We start from the raw sequence: 22604 nt of genomic DNA, 5'->3' as shown, positions 1-22604 counted from the left end.
TTTAAGGTTGTAGCATGGAAGTCTAGATCAATTTTTTAATTTTTTATTTTTGAATATATATGTCTGCTACACCGCTTGTTTCTCAGGATAATTCAGTCAAATCGGAACTAACTCCTCCTTTACTAGGTGCTTCGGTTGAGGAATTAAGCTTTTGGGTACAGCAACAGGGACAACCGGCTTACAGAGGTAAACAACTACACGATTCGATTTATCATCAGGGTGTGCGATCGCTAGCCGATATTTCTGTGTTTCCTAAGCAATGGCGTGCAGAAATTGCAGCAGTCCCCATTGGACGTTCCACTACACATCATCGTGCTGTTGCAGCCGATGGCACTATCAAATATCTCCTAGGACTTGCAGATAATCAAATCATTGAAACTGTCGGTATTCCATCAGCAAAACGCCTGACAGTTTGTGTGTCTACTCAAGTGGGTTGTCCAATGGCTTGTGATTTCTGTGCTACAGGTAAAGGTGGATACACCCGCAATCTGCAAAAACATGAAATTGTTGATCAAGTTTTGACGGTGCAAGAAGACTTTCAGCAACGGGTTACCCACGTGGTGTTTATGGGCATGGGTGAACCATTGTTGAATACTGATAGTGTTTTAGCATCTTTGAAATCTTTGAATCAAGATGTAGGGATAGGACAGCGATCACTTACTGTTTCTACAGTTGGTATTCCCGGTCGCATCCGTCAATTTGCCCAACACAATTTACAAATTACCCTGGCTGTGAGTCTGCACGCCCCTAACCAAGCACTCAGAGAACAACTTATTCCCAGCGCCCGACGCTATCCTCTTGGAGATTTACTGAATGAGTGTCGGGAATATGTGGAAATAACTAAACGACGCATTTCTTTTGAATATATCCTCCTTGCTGGGTTCAACGACTTACCAGAACAAGCATTGGAACTGGCAAAATGTCTCAGGGGCTTCCAAAGTCATGTGAATTTAATTCCCTACAACCCCATTCAAGAAGTTGACTACAAGCGTCCCTCCCGCGATCGCATTCAAGCTTTTGTTAACGTTCTCAAACAAGAAAAAATCGCTGTCAGTGTTCGTTACTCTCGTGGTTTAGAAGCTCATGCTGCTTGCGGACAACTTCGTGCTGGTAAATAAGTTTTTATTTCACCTTAAGACTGAACTGTTTTTTAACATTAATACCTGGAGCATAAGCTTCAATTACTTTGCCAGTTACAGTGCAATTAATCATTAAATAATCGCAACTTGGACATTGTGTCCGAGTTAATTGACTATCAAAAATATAGTGACGCTCCGCTTCACTGCCACAATTTGGACAGTGAATTTTTTGTATTGTATTCATTTTTCCCCCTGGTTATATTACTTTTTATTTGACAAAAGTGTAAATTAAATCAAAAAAAATGATTTGCTGCAACTTAAATTAACAACCAGCCCTGATGTAAGCTGATCTATTATTTTAAAAAAATTTTAGATTTGCTTAAATTTCCATTTTTTATCTTCTGTTGTACATTATCTCCAATTTTATCTAAATTTACAATCTTACTTTGGATATATAAATTAAGTTTACACTCACACATTGCTTAGGATTTCAGTGATCCCTATCACCAATAGCTTGAGAGAGCTTTATTTATTGGTTATGTTGGGCAATTTTTAAAAGCTGTTATTGTATTGAAAAGTTAAGACATAGAAAATACTGTATCCTTAGTAACAAAAATTTTTATTTTAAGATTTAATTAATATTTTATGTGGAATTTTATGAGGTCAATAATTTAAATCTTGCCATTAATAGGGTGTGTTATGTCATAGTGGTGTACGTTGAATTGTTGACAGTGGGTTAGGCTGAACAACAACACAGCCCACAGTAGCGTTGTTGAACAAAACAGGAAACATTAATACTGACTTATATCAAGTAGCGTTGCAGAATTATCATTGTGATCGCTAATTTTTAGTTTTTCTCAAGGGGATGAAAATATTCATAAATTTCCTGAGCTAACCTTGGCCCAATGCCTGGAACCTCAGCTAGTTGTGCGGGTGTCGCTTGTCGTATATAGTCAACGGAGCGAAAATGCCCCAGAAGCTGCTTTTGGCGATAGTGTCCTAAACCGGGAATCTCGTCCAAACGCGATCGCCTCAATCCATCACTACGTTGCTGACGATGAAAACTCACAGCAAATCGATGGGCTTCATCTCGTAACCGCCGCAACAACTGTACCCCTGGTTGTTCTGCATGAGTTTTTAAAGGTTGAGATTCTCCTGGTACAAAAATCTCTTCTCGCTGCTTCGCTAAACTGACAACTCGCAAATGTTCTAATAAATTCATTTCTTGCAAAACAGCGATAACCGAGGATAACTGTCCTTTCCCCCCATCAATCATAATTAAATCAGGCCAGTCAGGATTCCCCAATCTAGGTAATTGTGGCTCTGGGTTATACTTGCGAAACCGCCTTTGGATAACTTCGGCTAAACTGGCAAAATCATCTGAATGCCCGGTTGTGACTGTGGGATTTTTAATTTTGTAATGGCGATAGTGCTGTTTAGCAGGTAAGCCATCAATAAACACAACTTGGGAAGCGACAGCATTTGCACCCTGAATGTGAGAAATATCATAACCTTCAATGCGGTGCGGTAAGTCTGGTAAATCGAGAATAGCGGCTAAATCTTGCATTGCTTGATGGTTGCGATGGCTCAGTTTTTGCATTCTTTGCAATTCATACTCAGCATTTCGCTCTACCATCTCAATTAATTCTGCTTTAGTTTGGCGCTGGGGAGCTAAAATCGTGACTTTTCTTCCCTTGCGTTGAGTCAAAACATCCGCCAATATTTCTGCATCTGGTAACTCATGCTGTACCAAAATCTCGGCAGGAATTTCCACTGGATCGGCAGTTTGATAATGTTCTTCTAAAACTCGTTGTAAGATAGCACCAGATTCCCCTTGGGTATTAGCCACAAATCCCAGACGTCCTACTAATTTTCCAGCCCGAAGTTGAAATAATTGAATACAAGCGTGTTCTTTGTCAGTTGCTAGTGCTATGGCATCCCGTGAAACTGTATCATCTGGTAAAGAAACTTTTTGATCAGCCGTTAAGGATCTTAAACCAGATATTTGATCGCGAATCCGGGCAGCCAATTCAAAGTTTAACGCTTCGGCTGCTGTTTGCATTTGTGTTCTGAGAATTTCAATCAACTCCTGAGTTCGTCCTTGGAACACCATCGCCACCTTCTGCACAATTTTACGGTATTCTTCAGGGGAAATCAGCTGTTGACACACACCCGGACATCGCCCTAGGTCATAATTCAAGCAAGGACGGTCTTTGAACAGTGGTTGAGATCTTTGTCGCAATGTAAAGATACTTTTGGATAATCGTAATATCTCTCGTAATAAACCCGCATCTGTGTAAGGTCCGTAAAACTTATCCTTGGCTTTACCTATTTGGCGTTTCCGGGTGATGAAAATGCGGGGATAGTCTTCTGACCAAGTAATACAAACATAGGGATATTTTTTATCATCTTTGAGTAGGACGTTAAAATATGGTTGATGCTGCTTAATTAAGTTGGCTTCCAGTGCTAAAGCTTCAGCTTCCGTATCAGTGACAATAAATTCAATTTCTGTCACTTGCTTGACCATTGTGGCTATACGTTGGCTTTTGTTATCCCCATCGCGAAAATAGGAACGAACACGCGATCGCAATTTACGTGATTTCCCTATATATATAATGCGATCGCTACTCTCCCGCATCAAATAAACTCCCGGTTCCGGTGGAATTTCGGTTAAGCGACTTTCCAAGCCTTGTGGATCTTTAATCAGTGGTAGTGTTTCAGCAAATATTGTCACAGCTACATTGAAGTAATTTTACAAATGTACCCATATTTATTTTCAGAAAACCGTTTATCAATATAAATTTATACGGATAGTGGAACCGAAGGATGAAAGTTTAAGGCGATAAAAATCAATGTTGTATAATAATTTCGGCAATAATTTCGGGAAACTGATTAAAAGTTTGATTAAATATAATTTGGGTGCCTTATTATATGCTGTTGCCTTTATTTAGATTTGGGCTTCTACACCTTGGCTTGGTCTACCCCCGTTAACATAGCAATTAAGCAATAAACTGAGCAATTCTTGCTGCAGCAGTTTCTAACACAGGTGGTTCATGCACCAAAGCGAAGCGGACGTATCCTTCTCCTGATTTGCCAAAGCCAGCACCAGGGGAAGCTGCTACACCGGTTTGTTTAACTAACTGAGTACAGAATTCCACAGAACTTTGATGCCAAGGCGAGGGTAACTTAGCCCAAATGTACATTGTGCCTTGAGGAGTGGGGACTTGCCAGCCGATTCGCTGTAGAGATGTAATAAAAGCATCACGGCGTTTACGGAAAGTAGCAACGGCATCTGTGACTCCAGCTTGGGGACCCGTGAGGGCAGCGATAGCACCATTCAAAATTCCCCGATACTGATTAAAATCAACAGCCGCTTTAACTTGGCGTAAAGCTTGAATTAACTGGGCATTACCGATGGCGTAACCTATACGGAACCCGCCCATGTTGTATGACTTAGAAAGGGTAAAAAATTCAATAGAGACACTTTTATCTGGGTCAGCTTGCAACATGGAAGGAGCTAAACATTGGCTACTCAGTGCATCTCCCGTTTCCGTAAATACTAAATCTACATAGGGGAAATCGTGAACTAACACAAGGTCATATTGCTGACAGAAAGCCACAGCTGCTTGGAAAAAAGATAAAGGAGCCATGGCAGCCGTGGGATTATGAGGATAGCTCAATACCATCATGCGTGATTGAGCCAAAACATCCCCAGGAATCTCAGCAAACACTGGTAAAAAATTATTTTCTGCCCGTAGTGGCATTGGGTAGATTTGACCACTAGCCAAATACACTCCCCCAGCGTGGGATGGATAACCCGGATCTTGTAATAAAGCAAAGTCTCCGGGGTTAAGGAGTGCTAAGGGTAGATGGGCAGTACCTTCCTGGGAGCCAATCAGGGGCAGTACCTCAGTTTCTGGATCAACTTTAATCCCAAATTTTTGTTCATACCAGTTAGCTGCTGCTTGGCGAAATGGTTTAGTGCCATGAAACAGCAAGTAACCGTGGGTACTGGCATCATGGAGAGAGTCGCCAATAGCCGCAATCACATGGGGCTGGGCTGGTAAATCTGAAGATCCCAAAGACAGATCAATTAACTGCTTTCCTGCTGATAAAGCCACTGCCTTGGCCTTGTCCATATCAGCAAACACATTGGATTGCAGAGGTTGTAAACGTTTAGCAAACTGCATAAGTTGTTAGTCAGCTACTGCTGCCTATGGACTAATTAATAGTTAAGTTTGTATCCAAGAATTGAAGTAATTTTTTTTCGCCAATAGCTCCTTCGGCAGATGCTAAGACTTGCTCTCCATGAAATAGTATCAGGGCTGGTACGCCTTCTACTTGGTACTGTTTCACCGCCATCGGATTGGTATCGACTTCCATTTTAACAATTTTCAGGCGATCGCTGTATTTGGTTGCCGCTAGGTCAATTAATGGCGACATCAATTGACAAGGGCCACACCAAGAAGCCCAAAAGTAAAGCAACACAGGCTGCTCGGCCTTTAATACTTGAGTTTCAAACTCACTATCAGTTATGCTGATTACACCCTTACTCATGACACTCTCCATTGGCTGACATCGATCAAAGCTCGCACACACAATACTCTATCTTAAAAGTGCTGAATATTGTTAGCTTAGAACGGCAGAGCCTACACTGATTATTTATAAAAAGTACTTCTGATTAATTTAATTACTTTGTTTTCGTGAAGAGACTAGTCATGTTTTTTCTCTGTGTGCTCTGGGAAGGCAGTGAAATAGGTAGTGTGGGTATGTTGCCTCCTGTGATTATACAAGTTAAATGCATAACAGCTTAGTCATGGAAAATCCCACAACCAATAGGTGTGGGACTTGTATAGCATCATCAAGTCAAATTACATTTGATCCAATTGCCTTTTGAGAGCTTCCAATTCAGAATCAACCACTTCATTAGATTTGGGTTGGGTGGTTTGGCCTTGTGGTGGTAGCTGTCCTTGGGGTTGAGGCCCAGGCTCTAACATCTGTGCCTTTAACGCTGCCAATTCATCTTCAACATCGCTACTTTCCAACCGAGCAAATTGGCTTTCTAAATCTGTCCCTGCCAACTCTATTCCTGCTTGGGCGCGAGCTTCTTGCATCAGGACTTTTTCTTCCATGCGCTCAAATGCTGCCATAGCACTGGTGCTACTCAAACCGCGCACCATACCTTGAAGTTGCTCTTGAGCTTTGGCAGAGGTAATACGAGCTTTAAGGGTGTCTTTTTTCGTCTTAGCTTCCGCAATCTTGCTTTCTAGCTGGACTAAGTTGCGCTTGAGAGTTTCAATTTGGTCAAATTGCTGATCTAGGCTAGTTTTGAGGGACTGTGCGGTATCACTGAAACTTTTTTTGCGTTCTAGGGCTTGTCGTGCCAAGTTCTCATCGCCCTTTTGTAGAGCTAATTGGGCATTGCGTTGCCATTTGTTAACTTCATTTTGATTGTCATTGTACTGTTTCTCAGTTCGTTTTTGGGCAGCGATGGCCTGAGCTACTCCCTGACGCAACTGCACCAAGTCTTCCTGCATTTCCAGGATGGCTTGTTCTAGTATTTTTTCTGGATCTTCAGCTTTACTAACTAAATCGTTGAGGTTAGCACTGATTACTCGTTTAAGGCGATCAAATAATCCCATAATTGTGTTTTTCCTTGTAGACTTTATGCGCTTTTTGCGACAGTTCGCTTTTTTACTATTTAATAGCTTCCTATTTCAATGTAATCATTCCGGTGTGGTTCGGTACTTCCCGACACCCTTTATTTTTTAAGATATATCCTAACTTCGATGATTGCCCAATCTTTAAGAGTCTTCACTTTTAGGTAACTTCTGTGGCGAGGCATTTTCACCCGGGTTTAAAACTTGACGTTTCATCGCTGCTAATTCCGTATCAATGTCATCGACTGATTCTAGGGAGTCAAATTGTTTTTGCAATTCGTCAGCACCGAGTTGAGCGATGGCTTCTGATTGTGCTTCAAGTTGTAAAACTTTATCTTCCATACGCTCAAATGCATTCAGAGCACTTGTACGAGAACTAGTATCCAACATATCCTGAAGTCGGACAGAAGCCTCAGCGGAACGGGCGCGAGCTATGTACATATCTTTTTTAGTTTTAGCCTCGCCAATTTTTAACTCCAGCGATCGCATATCCTTTTTCAATCTTGCTACCACATCATTTTGCTGCTCAATTTGACTATATAGAGCCGTGGCAGTTTCTTGGTAAGCCTTGCGTTTAGTTAAAGCTTCCCGTGCTAAAACTTCATTCCCTTGTTGTAGTGCCAATTGAGCGCGGCGATACCATTCTTCTGAGGTGGATTGTGCAGCTGCGGCCTGTCTTTCTGTGCGTTTTTGAGTAGCGATAGCTTGTGCTACTCCTTGGCGCAATTGCACCAAGTTTTCCTGCATGGCGTTCACAGCTTGTTGCAGAATTTTTTCCGGATCTTCGGCATTGCCTATTAGACTATTGATATTAGCGCGAATTATCCCCAGGATACGCTTGATGAATTCCATGTCAGCTCTCCATTTACTTTTTGTCCACAGCCGTTATATAAAATCTACTCAAATCTACTTTGGGCTTTATTTGCTTCCTGCTTCATCTTGTAAGTGTCGGCGCACTACCCAATGCACAGGCTAACGCTGCCTAACTGACAGCTTTTAATACACCAGTTTCTCCATTTAGGGAAATTCCAAGACTGCACTGACTCAAATTAATAGCTGGGTTGAAATCCCTGTCACATTCAAATCCACAGCTATCACAGTTAAACACTCTTGCACTCAATGAGAGATTCTTTTTTATACCACAATTAGAGCAGGTTTTAGGACTAGGAAACCATCTATCAATAATCACTAATTTTGAGCTATGTACTTGACATTTATAGTTTAAATGTTTCCTCAATTCATAAAAACCCAAATCAGAAGTTGCTTTTGCCAGTTGATGATTAGCTAACATCCGAGATACATTCAAATCCGCTATCAGCAATGATTTTTACATCTTCTACAAAAAATGTTATTATTCCACCATTTTACAACTTTTCCGGGAATAAAGTCTAGTACATAGAAGACAGTACATCATGTCCACCACTGAGAGTTAAGATATTAATTAATTCTCTTCCTCACTGATAAGCATCGTGTAAACACTGAAGCTTTGTTGTTAGTTTCCTGTTTAATAAGATACGAAAAGATTTAAATAGATATTTTGATTCACTTACTAGCCCTTGGTACTGGTTTAGGGGGGAGGGAGAAAAAATCAAGAATCAATCCCAGCACCTCATCCTATCGTAGATTTTTACAGGTCATTGCTACTGAATCCTAGCTTTAATACCTTGGGACTCTAGCTCTTTTATCCTTTGTTGTGCTGTCTCAACGGTCTTTAATCCAGCTAGACTAATCGCGGTTTGTCCAGGTGATAAATAAGCATCAGTAACTACTTTTTATGCGGTAAAGAGCGGGTGATAGCCTTTATTATCGGTAATTACATCATCAAACCCATCTGCTGATGGTTTGAGTTCTGCATTGGCAACTGAATTAACTTAAGATACATTAAGCGTAATCATAGAGAAAATCTTTTAATCCATAACTAAAGTTGAGCAATCTCAAAAATGTCGTTGGAATCAGTTAATGATATTTTAGGTGTTCTCAAACAGCAGGCTAAATGGCAAGAGCACCCATTTCAGGGCTTACTCCAGTTATGGACAGATATTGTCGGACAAGTTGCGGCCACTCATACGCGACCATTATCAATTCAGCGTGATGTTTTGCTGGTAGCAACTTCTAGTGCTGCTTGGGCACAGAATATGACATTTGCCCGGAGAACTCTACTTTTAAAGTTAAATCAGAAGTTGTCTTTGCCGTTGGTGGATATTCGCTTTTCTACTCAATATTGGCAGCCTCTTCCAGATTACTTACAGCAAAAAAACCTCATCCCACGGGAACATCCCAGTTATCTCGGTGATGTCAATATTTCTCCCACTGAGGTTACGCCCACTGTTGAGAACGCCAACACTGCTTTTGCATCTTGGGCTAAAAAAATCCAAGGGCGATGGCAAGGCTTACCCCTTTGTCCTCAATGTCAATCTCCCACCCCACCTGGTGAACTTCAGCGGTGGCAGGTCTGTTGTGTTTGTGCTGCCAAGCAGTTTTAGTTATTGAAAGACATATAATCTTAGACAAAATGATGCTGTCATCCTGAATAAAGCACAGCACTCCATTACAGAAACATACTAGGCAAATCAAAATTTATAACTTTACCGTTGATCCCCATGCATTTTTAATTAAAAATTACTGTGTATACACTACTGTGATCATTGAAATATATAACAAGAATATAAAAACATTGTAAAGTTTATTTTTTCGTGGGGATCGCTGAAACATATGTAAAATAATGACTTTTTGCTAATATTACCTCTTTATATATGGGAGGAAAATATAAGCATGCAAATCAGCCATAAACTGCATTCAAGATGGATCCAAATGAAAGCAATTAAATCCTTAACATCTGCCTGTCGATATTGTCGTCATTACCTACCAGAAGGTCGCCGAGGCGGAATGTGCCAGCAGTTAGGAGCGAGAGTGCAAGCAGGTTGGAAAGCTTGTTCTTTAGCACTTCCACCTTTTGCACCTTCTTGGGAAACTTTGGAAGATGCTTGGGGTCTACCAGATGCAACAAAAGTTTTAGGTTGCTCACAAACTCTGGCCACAGATACGAACACTAGTATCATTACCCCTGTAGAGGAAATAGGTAACTGCACCTCACAAGAGGCTAAGACGAAGGTTATGCAAATTTAGTTGCCCTGAATTCAACTCAATTTGTAGAAAATAAGATAAATATTTAATATTTCTAGTGCTGTAAATTTTTACATCTTAAAAAATCGCATCCTGTTTTTAGGGTGCGATTGTAATAATTTTAAGGTAGCCAGGGAAAGCTGCGAAAATTTGGGGGACGTTTTTCTAGAAAGGCTTGTTTTCCTTCAGAACCCTCTTCTGTCATGTAATACAGTAAAGTCGCATTCCCCGCCAGTTCTTGTAAACCAGCTTGTCCATCACAATCAGCGTTAAAGGCCGCTTTCAAACAGCGAATCGCAATCGGACTTTTTTCTAAAATTTCTTGCGCCCATTGAATACCTTCAGCTTCTAGTTGTTCCACTGGGACAATACAATTTATCAAACCCATATCTAAAGCTTGTTGTGCATTATATTGCCGACAAAGAAACCAAATTTCTCGGGCCTTTTTTTGTCCCACAATGCGGGCGAGATAACTTGCGCCAAAACCACCATCGAAACTGCCCACTTTAGGGCCAGTCTGTCCAAAAATGGCATTATCGGCGGCAATAGTTAGGTCGCAAATCAAGTGCAGAACTTGTCCACCACCAATAGCATAGCCAGCCACTAAAGCAATTACTACTTTTGGCATGGAACGAATTAGCCGTTGTAAGTCTAAGACGTTTAAGCGGGGGATACCAGTGTCGTCAACATAACCCGCTTGTCCCCTTACACTTTGGTCTCCACCAGAACAGAAAGCGTATTTACCATCAGTGTGGGGGCTTGCACCAGTAAATAGAACTACGCCAATGTTAGTATCTTCACGAGCATTACAGAAAGCATCGTGTAGTTCAAAGACAGTTTTAGGACGAAAGGCATTGCGTTTATGGGGACGGTTAATAGTGATTTTAGCAATACCGTCGGTTTTATGATACAGGATATCTTCGTAGTCTTTGGCAATTTGCCAGTTGATTTGCGTCATGGGTAATTGCGCTGTTGTGCTTGAGAATTTTATCGCGACTTCAGGGACAAGCGATCGCTAATATCTCGAATCAGGCGGATTTTTCAGAGTGGTTGCAGAAGTAAATCTCATCCAGGGGCGCATAAGCGTAAATAAGAATGTAAAAGTTAAGTTCATACTGTAATATCCAGCGCCAATTTCTCTAAATTCTCTTTTCTCCACTTAGCATCTAATTTCCTATTTGTTTTGACCTCTAAAACCCTAATTCCTGTATTTGGTAACGTTTTCAAGTTTTGTTTTAAATGTTCCCAAGAACTAATTAACTCGTGTTGGACATTATATGTAGCACACAACAGAGCAAAATCTATATCCTGGGAAGTGGCAAAAAATTCTTCAAAAGGTGGGTCAAATTTGGCTATGGGTAGCATTTCAAAAATCCCCCCACCATTGTTATTAATTAAAATAATTGTCAAATGTCCAACAAATTTATTTTTCATTAAAAATCCGTTGGTATCATGTAACAAAGCTAAATCTCCTGTTAACATCACAGTACTTTGCTGATGATGTGCAACACCTAAAGCAGTGGAAAGTGTGCCATCAATACCATTTGCACCTCGATTAACATAAGGTTTTATCCCTAAATTATTCGGTTTCCAGAAAAATTCCACATCCCGCACTGGCATACTATTAGAAATAAATAATGGTGTTCGGGGGGGGAGATTTTGCGAAATTAACCAAGCGGCTTTACTTTCAATCAATTCTTCTATATTTTCCCAAGTCTGATCAATATTTTTTCGGACTTGTTCTTCAACTGCACACCATTTTTTTAAATAAACTCCTCGTTCATAATTCTGAATTTCTCTGTAAATTATATCTTCTACAGATATTCTTAAATGTGTGGTTCTTCCATGTAAAGGGTCTAAATTTTGATAGCTACTATCGATGATCCAGCGTTGGGGTTGCGTGTTAGATAGCCAGTTACGTAGTTCTTTACTAGTAGGCATTTCCCCAACCTGAATTACTATTTCTGGCATTAATTCTTGGGCAAGTTGCTGATTGCGTAAAATGATATCGTAGGTAGAAATTAAATAGGGGTTAAGGTTAGCATAATTTCTCACAGGGGAAAGTCCCTCAGCTAAAACAGGCCAGTTGAGTGTTTGAGAAAGAAGCGCAATTGCTTGACAGTATTTCTCTGGTTTTTGGGGTTGGGCTACACCAGCAATAATTATCCCTCGTTGATATTTTAACCACTGCTGGGGAATAGGGAATGGCGAATGGGAAACAGGGTTGCTATTGGCTGTACCTGAAAAAAACTCTTCTGAGTTGAACTGTGACTGTAAATCAGTCAAGTCAACTCCATCAGGAATGGGTGCAAGGGGGTCACGAAAGGGAATATTTAAATGTACTGGCCCTTGTGTAGGAATTTGACAGCGCTCCCAAGCATAAATAATTGTTTGTCGCAGATAAGCGAGCATTCCTATGTCTGGGGAGGGTGTAGCTAACTCTGCTTGCCAGTTTGAGTAATTACCGTATAATTTAACTTGGTCTATGGTCTGCCCAGAATGACAATTTCTCAATTCTTGTGGTCTATCACTGGTGAGGACTAATAATGGTATGCGACTTTCTTGGGCTTCAATGATTGCTGGGTAAAAATTCGCTCCTGCTGTTCCAGAAGTGCAAACTAATGCTACGGGAAGCCCAGTGGCTTTAGCTCTACCCATGGCAAAAAAGGCGGCTGAACGCTCATCGAGAATAGAAATAGCTTCAATATGAGGTATTTGTTGCACAAAGGCGACTACCAAAGGTGTAGAACGTGAGCCAGGACAAATGATGACACAATTCAATCCCAGGCGCTTTAGTGTCTCGGTTAAGATATAAGCCCAAAGTTGATTAACATTTTTATGGGCAAACGGTATTGAATCAAGCATAGATATCAAATAATTTTTAATTTTAGATTTTGTATAGTTAAATTCAATTTAAAATTCTTCTGATCAAGTTGGGCTTTTGCACTTTCCCCCAAATGTCAAATTCATTCTTAGGTCTTATGGATTGCATTCATTTAACCAATATTCGCTGCTATGGCTACACTGGGTATCTACCAGAAGAACAGGTACTAGGACAATGGTTTGAGGTGGATGTGAAGTTATGGTTAGATCTCTCCACAGCTGCTAAGACTGACGTAATTGAAGATACCTTAGATTATCGCAGCGTCATTAGCTCGATACAACATATCGTTAAAACTGCTAAGTTTTCTTTGCTGGAAAGGTTAGTGGGTATGATCGCTGATTCTATTCTCCAACAATGTGATGGCGTTACACAAGTCCAAGTCATTGTCAGTAAACCCGCCGCACCTATTCCAGATTTTGGCGGCAAAATCAGTATTGAATACACCAGAACTAGGTCTAACCTGTGAATTTCTAACCTGCTTTTGCTTAATGATACAATTTTTCAATTGTGGGTCAAAGGACTCCTATCTGATTTTTGAACAGACAAGTAACGTAACAAAGCGTAATAATAGTGCTTTGCGGATTTAATCCCCACGCACCTTAAAATACTTAGTTTTTTCATCCATCAAATCAGATTCCCATATACTATATTCCTCTATGTTCCTCTCCTCCCTTCTGGGGGGAGGCTTGGGGGTGGGGTTCTTCTATGTCGCTCAACGGATAAACGCTATCACAATTTACTCATAAGTTTTATCAATTCAATATTTATTTGTTAAGTTCTAAAAACTTCTGCAAGTCAGCTTGCACTGTTGGTTGTTGAATATAAACTTCTGCCGCCTCAATTAAATTATTGATATTCTTTTCACTCACATCATCAATATCATCACTTAAGCGTTCACCTGTTAACTCTCTATCAAGCTTGAATTGCAACCGCAAAACCCGCTCTCCAATGATTTGATTGGTGATGTATTCATGAACAATTGAAGAAGCATCCAACAATAGACCGATTAAAGGCTGCACCCATTGTAGGGTACCCCAAGTTTGCACTTTTTCAAATGGTATGATTCGTGTAAGGTCCCCTGTGCCTATGGAGAGGACAGTAATATCTTCAATTTTATGGCCTAATTTTATAGCTTCAGCAACTGCACAACTCGAAGGATTATTAGCAGCAATACCACCATCAATGGCAGAATAGATAGTCTTAATAGAGTAGCCAGAGGTATTATCTGGGATATTTTCCCAAGGGGAATCTATCCAGGCTCGTCGTTTTGTTCCTTCATACTGTTTAATAGTACGAATTTGACCTTTCCCTGGGCCACTGGTTATTCTCAACTGTGCATTTTTGTATATGTTGTTAGTTGAAGATACCTGATCACATAAAATAAGGCTATCTACAGTTGCACATTGCACTGTTCCATTGATTCTTTTGTCTAATTTATGTGCCGGAAAAAAAGTTGGGGCAGAAGCCGAACAAACACAGGCTTGCCATAAAGGCAGATTTCCATAATATGCATCTTCACGCCAGCTTTTAAATACTATTGGCTCTCTGGTAATGGTATCATAAGCAAAAATTAATAGTAACGGATCCGTAATATCTAATAGTTTTGTATTTCCTAAAGTTTCTGTAAGGACTTGAGTCAAACCACGATCTGAAAACTTCGGAGCAGATAAACCATACCTGAATAATAAAGGAATTCGCTTTAATGAAAAATAACTTGTGTAGGGAAAAATAATCGAGCCTTTTTCTTTATATATGTCAATAATTTCTTGACTAGTGATTCCTGTGGCGATGGCAGCTGCTAAAATCGACCCGGTGGAAGTTCCGGCAATTAAGTCAAAGTACTGATTTAAGGGTTGATTAATGTCCTTCTCAATGGCAGCCAGCATAGCTGCCGCAACTACTCCACGAATACCCCCACCGTCTAAACTTAAAATCCGAAAGGGCATGTTTGACCCAACTCCTTGCAATAATATTTTTCTGTAATAACTCTTAATTAAAGATTTATCAATATTAATGTACAAACTGGAACAGTATATTTACCAGTAATTATTTTTGAAAATTAAAGTTTTAGGCACACCATTGCACAGTGGTTATGGTGTCTCAATCAAGTAAATTTGAATTAATCACTGCACCTAAAGGTAATAGGCACCCATCCCAGGGCTAAAAGCCTGTGAGCTAACTGTTTTTAGTGATGTAATTTTCCCATTGGCGGTAGTGCAATTATTTGTCCAGAACTGACAATCAGCCACAAGACTACTAATTGTATTATTAGTCCTAGCAACGTAATTTTCTTACTGGCTCGCTTCTAGAATTTATAACCTCTGGCAAGCCAATAACGCCAATCTGCCATGGCTTCTTCAGTTTCACTGTCGGTATCAATTGCTACTATATCTGAGAGCTTGGCAGTAAACACGTCTTCATCCTTGCCATTGGGTTCAACTACTTCCACATACATATCTTTTAAGCATTCATCGTCTGGTGCCATTCCCAGCACCTCAACTATTTTCTCCTCCTCTGTGGATGTTTTACGTGATTTCTTAATCAACTTAGCCATAAAAGGCACGTTTAAAGTATCGTCCAGGTAGTAATACCAACCCATTGCCCTGTCTTCTTTATCTTCAGCATCGACAATTATTTCTGTTTCAATGCGATGCTCTCTATTTTCGTCACGTTCAACACTAGGCATAAGATTACAGCTTATGTATGATGCACCTTGATAGGTATAGCCTTTTGAAGCTCTTCTGTCAATTTGCTATTTACTGTTTTATCCAATCATGGAGGCAACGAATCATAGGTATTTCGCCAATATTTAGACTTTGTTGCAAAAAAACGGTGAATTTGAGTTGTTAAAGGTAAATTAGCAAAGGTCAATGATCAAGCCTGGTGGTGGGTCTTTCTTTAATTGTGAATCACCATATTTTTGACTACTTGCCAATATCCTCATGCCATAATTGGGGATTAGCGGCAATAAATTCACTCATCATTTGTTCGCACTCATCAAGATTGAGATCAATGACTTCTACACCGTGGGATACCATAAATTCTTTAGCACCTGGAAAAGTTCTCGATTCACCTACGATGACTTTTTTAATACCAAATTGCACTACTGCACCAGCGCACAAATAGCACGGCATTAAGGTTGAATAGAGTGTTGTATTTTTATAGCTACCAACTCTACCAGCATTGCGGAGACAATCTATTTCGGCGTGGGTGACAGGATCATCATCTTGCACACGCTTGTTGTGTCCTTGACCGAGAATCTTACCATTCTTGACAAGAACAGAACCGATAGGAATCCCACCTTCTTTTTTACCTTGTTTTGCCTCTGCCATCGCGGCTTTCATAAATTCATCCATTTGTTAATTCTCCTATAGATTGTGATAACCGTGTCATTGACACTCCCCTGGCTGACTAAGTTTCGCATACTAAAATAAACTAACCATAATAAATTGAGTGCCAATAACCAATGACTAAGGATAAATACCCCTATCGGTCAGGGCTTGTGCAACTCTACCCACCCCCAAAGTGTAAGCTGCTAATCGCAAAGGAATTTGCTTCATCTTCGACTGCTGGATCACTTGTTGATAAGCTTGCACCATTAATTTTTCCATTTCATGATTAACACGCTCCTCACCCCAAAACACATAAGAAAGACCCTGCACCCACTCTAAATAACTGACAACAACACCGCCAGCATTAGCTAAAATGTCTGGTAGAACTGTTACACCACGGGCTTCTAGAAATTTGTTAGCTTCTAAGGTCACTGGCCCATTAGCAGCTTCTGCAATAATTTTCGCCTGTACCTGATTCACATTTTCTGTGGTAATTTGGTTTTCTAAAGCTGCTGGAATCAAAACATCGCAAGGTAAAGTTAGTAAATCTAAATTGGTAATTGGTATTGTTCCTGGAAAACCTACAACACTTTTAAGATTTTCGGCAGCGTAGGCTTTCAATGCTGGAATATCAATACCATCTGGGGCAAAAATACCTCCTGCACCCGTTGAGACAGCTATAATCTTCGCTCCTACCTCGTGTAACAATTCTGCTGCTGCACCCCCGACATTACCGAAACCCTGAATGACTACTTCGGCTCCGGTCAGGGATTTACCTTGTTCTGCTAACGCTTCACGTACAATAATCATTACACCTCTTCCCGTTGCCATTTCCCGTCCCAAGGAACCACCAATAGAAAGAGGCTTACCGGTCACAACTCCTGGAACAGCGTGACCAACGTTTACAGAATAAGTATCCATCATCCAAGCCATTTCACGGGCAGAAGTACCCATGTCCGGGGCAGGTATATCTACTGATGGTCCTATATCTTTAATTAACTCACTGATATAGCGGCGACTGATTCTTTCTAATTCGCTGACACTATAACTTTTAGGATTTATGGCTATACCGCCCTTTGCACCACCATAAGGTATACCCAACAACGCACATTTCCACGTCATGAGCATGGCCAAAGCTGAAACTTCTCCCAATGTCACAGATGGGTGGTAACGAATTCCTCCTTTATAGGGGCCTAAAATATCACAGTGCTGTACCCGATGTCCGGCAAGAACTTGAATTTCACCATTATCTAATTTTACGGGAATGGAAACCGTCACTACTTTGCGGGGATGGCTGAGGATTTCCAATACACCTTGATGTAGCTTTAATTCTTTACCTGCTGCTTCTAAGTAACTACAAGCTTGAGCAAAGGGGCAAATGTGCGCCGGAGTAGTGGCTGCTAAAGGCAACGGAGATGTTAAAACCATAAAATCTTCTCCTAGTCGCGGTATCTTTGCGTACCGGATATATGTCCGCCTATTTTATCCTAGACTTGGAGAAGAAATAGTTATTCTGTAGTTTTTGTTACATTTTCATTTGTTGTTAAGGAGTTGGGCGCATTTCGTACTTGCCCGCACTTTTTTGACGAATTAGCATTCATTGAGGCAAAAATGTTTCTTCTCTACCCTTTACTGGAGGGGGTTGTAATTTTGGTGACTCGGTTTCCGGGTCGTTAGCAGGTAACCAACTAATGAAGGGCAGTGGTAATAGTGTGCTGAGGTTAGTAATAATCACTAATAGCCAGAGCAATTCAAAGTTAGTTTCGGTAATACCCAGCCAATACATGATCATAGCGCCAAATTCATAGGAAACCATTCCGGCTAGGTTAGAAACGGACATCAATAAGGCAAATAATGTCGCTTCTACTCCTAGGGGACACAATCTTGCTGCGAGTACCAGCACTGGCATATAAGCGATTTGCCCCATGACAGTAAGGATAAGACTATCACCTAAACTAAACCAGCGGTCATCTATGCCCAAAACTCGGTTAGTATGAGTCACCAGCAGGAGCATTGTCATTCCCAAGGCTGATGAAATGACTGTACTCCAACCAAAAATCTTGCGAAATGAAACACTTTTAAGGAAGCGTTGAAAAATCCAAATTCCCAGTAAAGAAGCAGCACTTGTTACCAGTCGTACCCGGCCTAAAAATTCTGGTTCAAAATGTAGTTCGTTAGTACTGAAGAAGAAAAAGGCGGAATCTGCTGTTGGGGTGGCTAGCCAGACAAATAGAAAAGCTGTAGGTAGCCAAATTGATTTTTGGGTAATTGCTTGGCGTAGTTGCTTGATTTGATCCTTAGTGCTGAGAGAATTATTGCTTTGATGATCTTTACCATTTTTGCTGATGGGGGTTTCAGCAATTAAACAAGCTACTACAGAAACGATGAGGGGAAATGAGGCAGTAATCCAAAATACAGTGCGCGTGGTAAAGTTTTCTAGCAGCATTCCGCTAAAGTAGGCAGTCAGTAAACTTCCAAATGCCGAAGTACCCCAACATAGAGATTGTAGTGAACCGGCTCCTGCTAGAGATTCTACTCTTGCTCTTTCAACAACTAATGAGTCAACTATGACATCACTCACCGCAACCGAGAGAGAACCAAGGGCGATGGCCAAGGTAGCTGCCCAGCTAGTATGAACTATGGTTGCCAGACTAATCCAAGAAGTGGCTCCTAAGATGCCAGATATGACTAAATATGGTCGGCGACGGTAGCCGAATATGGGTAAACCATCGGAAACAAAGCCAAATACTGGTTTGATCATCCAAGGTAAGGCCACAACTCCCAATATTGCTGAGACTTGAGCTGGACTTAATAGCAATTCATCTTTCAGAAAAAAGCTGACGGCTAGACGCGCCAACCCTAAAATTCCTTGGACAAGGTACACGGATAGAATTGCAATTAATTCGCCGCTGGGTTCATGACCGAAGAAAAGTTTTTCTTTTACTGAGTCTTTGACTTTGGCCAAGCCGGGTAAGTCAATCAGCATTTGATTGATATTTTTTAAGTTTTATCTACTTTTCTATCATATCGACTTCTTACAATCTAGGTTTTGCTGGAGGCGATGGTTGGGCTGGTAAATTTAACGAATTGGCGAATTTATTTTTGGGTAATCTCAACTCCTAAATTGGATTCAGTTTTATTACTCAAAGCGATAATGGCATTTTGACCACCAAAGCCAAAGCTGAAACATAAAACGTTTTGTAATTGACTTTCACGCGGCTCCATTACCAGATTTAAATCAAATTCTGGTGATTTTAATCCTACGCAAGGTGGTAGTATTTTCTTCTGCATGGCTAAAAGCGAAAATGCCACACCTAAAGCTCCCGATGCTCCTAGAGTGTGACCTGTAGCGCCTTTGGTAGAACTTACTGCTACTTCCTTCGGGAAGATATTTTGTATAATTTTATTCTCTATTCTATCATTTAGCTCTGTGGCTGTGCCATGAGCATGAATGTAATCAATATCACTTGGTCTGAGAGAGCTTCTTTGTAGACATTGCTGAACAGCTGCGATCGCACTTTTTGCTGTACATTCTGGTTTGCTACCATGAAAAGCATCTGTTGTCAAGCCGAAACCCAGAATACTGCCATAAATTTTAGCTTGACGCTGTTTTGCTAATTCTGGCGATTCCAACACAAACACTGCGGCACCTTCACCTAGTACCAAGCCCTGTCGGTGCAAGTCAAAGGGATAAGCCCCTGTTTTTGCCAGAGCGCCCATTTTTTGAAACCCTGACAGCGTGAGGGGTGTAATTGGTGCTTCTATCCCACCTGCGATCACTCGTTGACATTGCCCAGTTTCAATCAGTAAAGTGGCTTGAGCCATGGCCCAAATGCCAGTAGCACAAGCAGCCATTGGTGCTAAAACTATGCCAGATGTACCGATTTGTCGAGCGGCTGCCATTGCGATCATATGAGGTAAAAAATCTAACCAGTTCTCTATTACTACCTTCTTACTATGAACAGCAGCTTGGAGGATATTATTCCCATACATTTTCCGGGACAGCAACTCCCAATAACCCTGATGACTGCGACTTGATCCAATCACCACGGCACAATCAGGTAAAGGAGGAACTAATCCAGCATCTTTTAATGCTGCAGAGACAACCAGTTGGGTCAAAATTTCTAATTCAGCAGGTTGTGTACCAATTAGACCCAGAGGATATGCTTCCAGTTCTGAAAATGGTTGATGCCATTGAATACCAGATTTATTTGCCATTAACTCTTGCCAGCTATGCTCTAAGCTGGTTCCCAAGGATGAAACTAAACCAATACCAGTGACAACAACCATTTCGGCAATGAGGAATAATGGGGACAGAGAAAGTCAATTTCAGCAGGTGTTTTAGATGAAAACATAATCTAAAATTTAAAATTCCTGACCTTCTACTGCCCTAATTTATCCTAATTAGCTGTTTTCAGATTGTTTGCGCCTTCAGTGACTTTAGCTGATTCAATGCGATCGCCTTGCTGAATTTTGTTAACTACATCAAACCCTTCGGTAACATTACCAAACACAGCGTAGTTACCGTCCAAGAAAGCTAAATCTGATAGGGCAAAGTAAAACTGTGAGGAAGCTGAATCTGGCATTTGCGATCGGGCCATTGCCACTGCACCGAGTTTATGTTGCAACTCAGGTGGCTTAGTGACCCGAGCCGATTCCAATGTCTTGCTATAAATTGGCTCTTTTTCCCCTTTCACCTTAATTTCCAAGGGTATACGGCGTTCTCTCCCGGTTTTTGGGTCAACGTAACCACCCGTTCCCAGTTTATTTTCTGGAAAGTTTGGGTCTTTGCTTTGAGGATCGCCGCCTTGAACCACAAAAGGTTGGGGTTCGCGTATAACTCGATGGAAAACTAACCCATCGTAAACACCTTTTTGGACTAAATCAACGAAGTTGCCAGCTGTAAATGGGGCATTAGTGCCGTCTACCTCGATAGTAATCGGCGAACCGTTAACCGTCATCACCACAGTGGCTTTACCTTCGAGGTGTGGTAAATTTTTCATTCCCGGAACATTATTACTTATTGTTTCAGATTCAGATACAGATGTTGCTTCAGTGTTTGCTTCAGCGATTGCTGAATTAGAAGTCACATCTTGTGTTGAACATCCTCCCAACATCAAAGCACCGACTATCAAAAACGCAACTAGAAATTGTGGAACTTTAAACCGCATAGTCAGTTACTGATTCAATCAGAGTATCTTATCCTTTTAAGTGATTTTTGAGAGTTTAAATTGAGTATTGCGATTTTTAAGTTTCTTACCTCTTTCTCACAATCCTTCCAACGCTACTCCCAAAAAGCGGGCTAATTCTGCCCCTGTAGTTTCTAACTTTGCTAAAGATAAGGGTTGACCTACCCGTGTTAAAGGGATGTCTCGCCGCCCCTTGACGCGTAGGTAGAGCGCACGACGGGGATTGAGACCTTCTTTTATCTCTATTCGTACAGACTGCACATCTTGAATATGGCAGTCAATTTCAATGCGACGGTTTTTGCCAGGAAATCCCCAACGAAATATTTTGATCCCACCAGTTTCCTGATTGAAATCGTTGTAACCGCCTCCCACATCCCATAAGATCACTAGCCATAGATATGAGGCTAAAAGTAGGCCTGCAGTACCGTATAGTCCCATAACTAGTCCTTGGGGTACGAATATCAGTTGAGTTGGATCAGTAACTAGAAGTAAATTTACCTTCAAGTAACTTGATATCCCAGCCAACAAGAAGCCTGTGGCTCCCATTGTAACGATACTTGCCCACCAGTAGTTGCTAAACCGACGAGAACCCAAAACATTTTGATGCAGGGTAGTTGAAGGTTTGCGATCGCCATTGGGCAAATCGCCCGCGTTAATTTTTGTTGATGCCGTCATTGAACTACATTGGCTCGTGAGTTCTTCCCTGTTCAAGTCTGCCATTTCGGGAGCTTTTCTTGCAAGTTAAGGAGCTATAGTTTTCAGATTTCTGAGAAAACTTGTGTCAGATTGTTAAAATTCTGATATTTTTAATAAGTAATAGGTTTGTGTTTAATACCTAATTTACTGAAATCAATTGGGCGAAAACCCAAACTAATGTGATAAGTTAAGAATCATTAAGCTACCAAAAGCTAAATAATTGGCCGATGGTACGTGTAATGTAATAACTCTGAGAAATGCCGTTCATCAAGACGGTGAAGCCTCAGGCTCTCAGACGCTTTCACGCTGCTGAGATTCTCAAATAAACGTTAATTCCTCATCGCAGTCGCATTAAGTCGGGAAAATTGCCGACAGCGTTGCTTCAAAAAAACGTTGCAATTTTAGTAAAAGAGGATTTTAGTTCAATGACCATCGCAGTTGGGCGCGCCCCCAGTACAAGAGGGTGGTTTGACGTACTAGACGACTGGTTAAAACGCGACCGCTTTGTATTCGTAGGCTGGTCAGGGATATTATTATTCCCCTGCGCTTACTTAGCATTAGGCGGTTGGCTAACCGGTACAACCTTCGTCACTTCTTGGTACACCCACGGATTAGCTTCATCTTACCTAGAAGGCTGTAAC

General features: G+C 41.0%; 21 protein-coding genes and 1 pseudogene. 5 read left to right on the top strand and 17 right to left on the bottom strand.

Going from position 1 to position 22604, the window contains the following annotated elements; all coding sequences use genetic code 11:
* Nucleotides 1-59: 59 nt before the first annotated feature.
* Nucleotides 60-1118: a 23S rRNA (adenine(2503)-C(2))-methyltransferase RlmN gene (rlmN, locus tag NWP25_RS12425; protein WP_280651782.1), complete on the top strand. Its 1059-nt coding sequence runs from the start codon at nt 60-62 to the stop codon at nt 1116-1118.
* 4 nt (nt 1119-1122) lie between these two features.
* Here rlmN and NWP25_RS12420 read toward each other — a convergent pair whose 3' ends face one another.
* From NWP25_RS12420 to NWP25_RS12390, 7 genes are all read right to left on the bottom strand, one after another.
* On the bottom strand, nt 1123-1323 hold the full coding sequence (locus NWP25_RS12420; protein ID WP_280651783.1) for a replication restart DNA helicase PriA: 201 nt from the start codon (nt 1321-1323) through the stop codon (nt 1123-1125).
* A gap of 603 nt (nt 1324-1926) precedes the next feature.
* Nucleotides 1927-3813 carry an excinuclease ABC subunit UvrC gene (gene uvrC, locus NWP25_RS12415; RefSeq protein WP_280699520.1) on the bottom strand — a complete coding sequence of 629 codons (1887 nt, stop codon included), beginning with the start codon at nt 3811-3813 and terminating at the stop codon, nt 1927-1929.
* Between the two features lie 265 nt (nt 3814-4078).
* Complete coding sequence (locus tag NWP25_RS12410; RefSeq protein WP_280699518.1) at nt 4079-5269, bottom strand: LL-diaminopimelate aminotransferase; 1191 nt, start codon at nt 5267-5269, stop codon at nt 4079-4081.
* A gap of 31 nt (nt 5270-5300) precedes the next feature.
* The gene (locus NWP25_RS12405; RefSeq protein WP_280699516.1) at nt 5301-5636 is read right to left on the bottom strand and encodes a thioredoxin family protein; all 336 of its coding nucleotides are present in this window, start codon (nt 5634-5636) and stop codon (nt 5301-5303) included.
* Between the two features lie 314 nt (nt 5637-5950).
* Nucleotides 5951-6721 carry a PspA/IM30 family protein gene (locus NWP25_RS12400; protein WP_280651787.1) on the bottom strand — a complete coding sequence of 257 codons (771 nt, stop codon included), beginning with the start codon at nt 6719-6721 and terminating at the stop codon, nt 5951-5953.
* A gap of 162 nt (nt 6722-6883) precedes the next feature.
* The gene (locus tag NWP25_RS12395; RefSeq protein WP_280651788.1) at nt 6884-7591 is read right to left on the bottom strand and encodes a PspA/IM30 family protein; all 708 of its coding nucleotides are present in this window, start codon (nt 7589-7591) and stop codon (nt 6884-6886) included.
* Between the two features lie 130 nt (nt 7592-7721).
* Nucleotides 7722-8030: a zinc ribbon domain-containing protein gene (locus NWP25_RS12390; protein WP_280651789.1), complete on the bottom strand. Its 309-nt coding sequence runs from the start codon at nt 8028-8030 to the stop codon at nt 7722-7724.
* 649 nt (nt 8031-8679) lie between these two features.
* On the opposite strand from NWP25_RS12390, the gene NWP25_RS12385 reads away from it, so the two are divergent.
* Together NWP25_RS12385 and NWP25_RS12380 are read left to right on the top strand one after the other, a co-directional pair.
* On the top strand, nt 8680-9222 hold the full coding sequence (locus tag NWP25_RS12385; RefSeq protein ID WP_280651790.1) for a DUF721 domain-containing protein: 543 nt from the start codon (nt 8680-8682) through the stop codon (nt 9220-9222).
* Between the two features lie 328 nt (nt 9223-9550).
* The gene (locus NWP25_RS12380; protein WP_280651791.1) at nt 9551-9865 is read left to right on the top strand and encodes a hypothetical protein; all 315 of its coding nucleotides are present in this window, start codon (nt 9551-9553) and stop codon (nt 9863-9865) included.
* Nucleotides 9866-9983: 118 nt separating this feature from the next.
* Here NWP25_RS12380 and menB read toward each other — a convergent pair whose 3' ends face one another.
* Nucleotides 9984-10820, bottom strand: a complete 837-nt coding sequence (gene menB, locus NWP25_RS12375; protein ID WP_280651792.1) for a 1,4-dihydroxy-2-naphthoyl-CoA synthase — start codon at nt 10818-10820, stop codon at nt 9984-9986.
* A gap of 152 nt (nt 10821-10972) precedes the next feature.
* Nucleotides 10973-12727, bottom strand: coding sequence for a 2-succinyl-5-enolpyruvyl-6-hydroxy-3-cyclohexene-1-carboxylic-acid synthase (gene menD, locus NWP25_RS12370; protein ID WP_280699514.1), 1755 nt, complete (start codon nt 12725-12727; stop codon nt 10973-10975).
* Nucleotides 12728-12843: 116 nt separating this feature from the next.
* Between menD and folB the strand changes: the two genes are divergently transcribed.
* Nucleotides 12844-13212 carry a dihydroneopterin aldolase gene (gene folB, locus NWP25_RS12365; protein WP_280651794.1) on the top strand — a complete coding sequence of 123 codons (369 nt, stop codon included), beginning with the start codon at nt 12844-12846 and terminating at the stop codon, nt 13210-13212.
* A gap of 298 nt (nt 13213-13510) precedes the next feature.
* Here folB and NWP25_RS12360 read toward each other — a convergent pair whose 3' ends face one another.
* The 8 genes from NWP25_RS12360 to NWP25_RS12325 all read right to left on the bottom strand — a co-directional run bounded on the left by NWP25_RS12360 (nt 13511) and on the right by NWP25_RS12325 (nt 21942).
* A complete protein-coding gene (locus NWP25_RS12360; protein WP_280656673.1) occupies nt 13511-14692 on the bottom strand; it encodes a patatin-like phospholipase family protein in 1182 nt (393 codons plus the stop codon).
* 359 nt (nt 14693-15051) lie between these two features.
* On the bottom strand, nt 15052-15432 hold the full coding sequence (locus NWP25_RS12355; protein WP_280651213.1) for a calcium-binding protein: 381 nt from the start codon (nt 15430-15432) through the stop codon (nt 15052-15054).
* 238 nt (nt 15433-15670) lie between these two features.
* A complete protein-coding gene (locus tag NWP25_RS12350; protein WP_280651212.1) occupies nt 15671-16102 on the bottom strand; it encodes a nucleoside deaminase in 432 nt (143 codons plus the stop codon).
* Between the two features lie 114 nt (nt 16103-16216).
* Complete coding sequence (locus NWP25_RS12345) at nt 16217-17506, bottom strand: Glu/Leu/Phe/Val family dehydrogenase (protein WP_280651211.1); 1290 nt, start codon at nt 17504-17506, stop codon at nt 16217-16219.
* 169 nt (nt 17507-17675) lie between these two features.
* The gene (locus tag NWP25_RS12340; protein ID WP_280651210.1) at nt 17676-19064 is read right to left on the bottom strand and encodes a folate/biopterin family MFS transporter; all 1389 of its coding nucleotides are present in this window, start codon (nt 19062-19064) and stop codon (nt 17676-17678) included.
* Between the two features lie 110 nt (nt 19065-19174).
* On the bottom strand, nt 19175-20368 hold the full coding sequence (locus NWP25_RS12335; protein ID WP_280651209.1) for a beta-ketoacyl-ACP synthase: 1194 nt from the start codon (nt 20366-20368) through the stop codon (nt 19175-19177).
* 110 nt (nt 20369-20478) lie between these two features.
* Nucleotides 20479-21249 (bottom strand): peptidylprolyl isomerase, encoded by a 771-nt coding sequence (locus NWP25_RS12330; RefSeq protein WP_280651208.1) that lies wholly within the window; start codon nt 21247-21249, stop codon nt 20479-20481.
* 96 nt (nt 21250-21345) lie between these two features.
* Nucleotides 21346-21942, bottom strand: coding sequence for a photosystem I assembly protein Ycf4 (locus NWP25_RS12325; protein ID WP_280651215.1), 597 nt, complete (start codon nt 21940-21942; stop codon nt 21346-21348).
* 446 nt (nt 21943-22388) lie between these two features.
* On the opposite strand from NWP25_RS12325, the pseudogene NWP25_RS12320 reads away from it, so the two are divergent.
* Nucleotides 22389-22604: pseudogene (locus tag NWP25_RS12320) on the top strand (photosystem II D2 protein (photosystem q(a) protein)); the annotation flags it as partial.

Source organism: Umezakia ovalisporum Ak1311, from assembly GCF_029891685.1.
GTDB lineage: Bacteria > Cyanobacteriota > Cyanobacteriia > Cyanobacteriales > Nostocaceae > Umezakia > Umezakia ovalisporum.
This window is presented reverse-complemented; position numbering and strand designations above follow the sequence as displayed.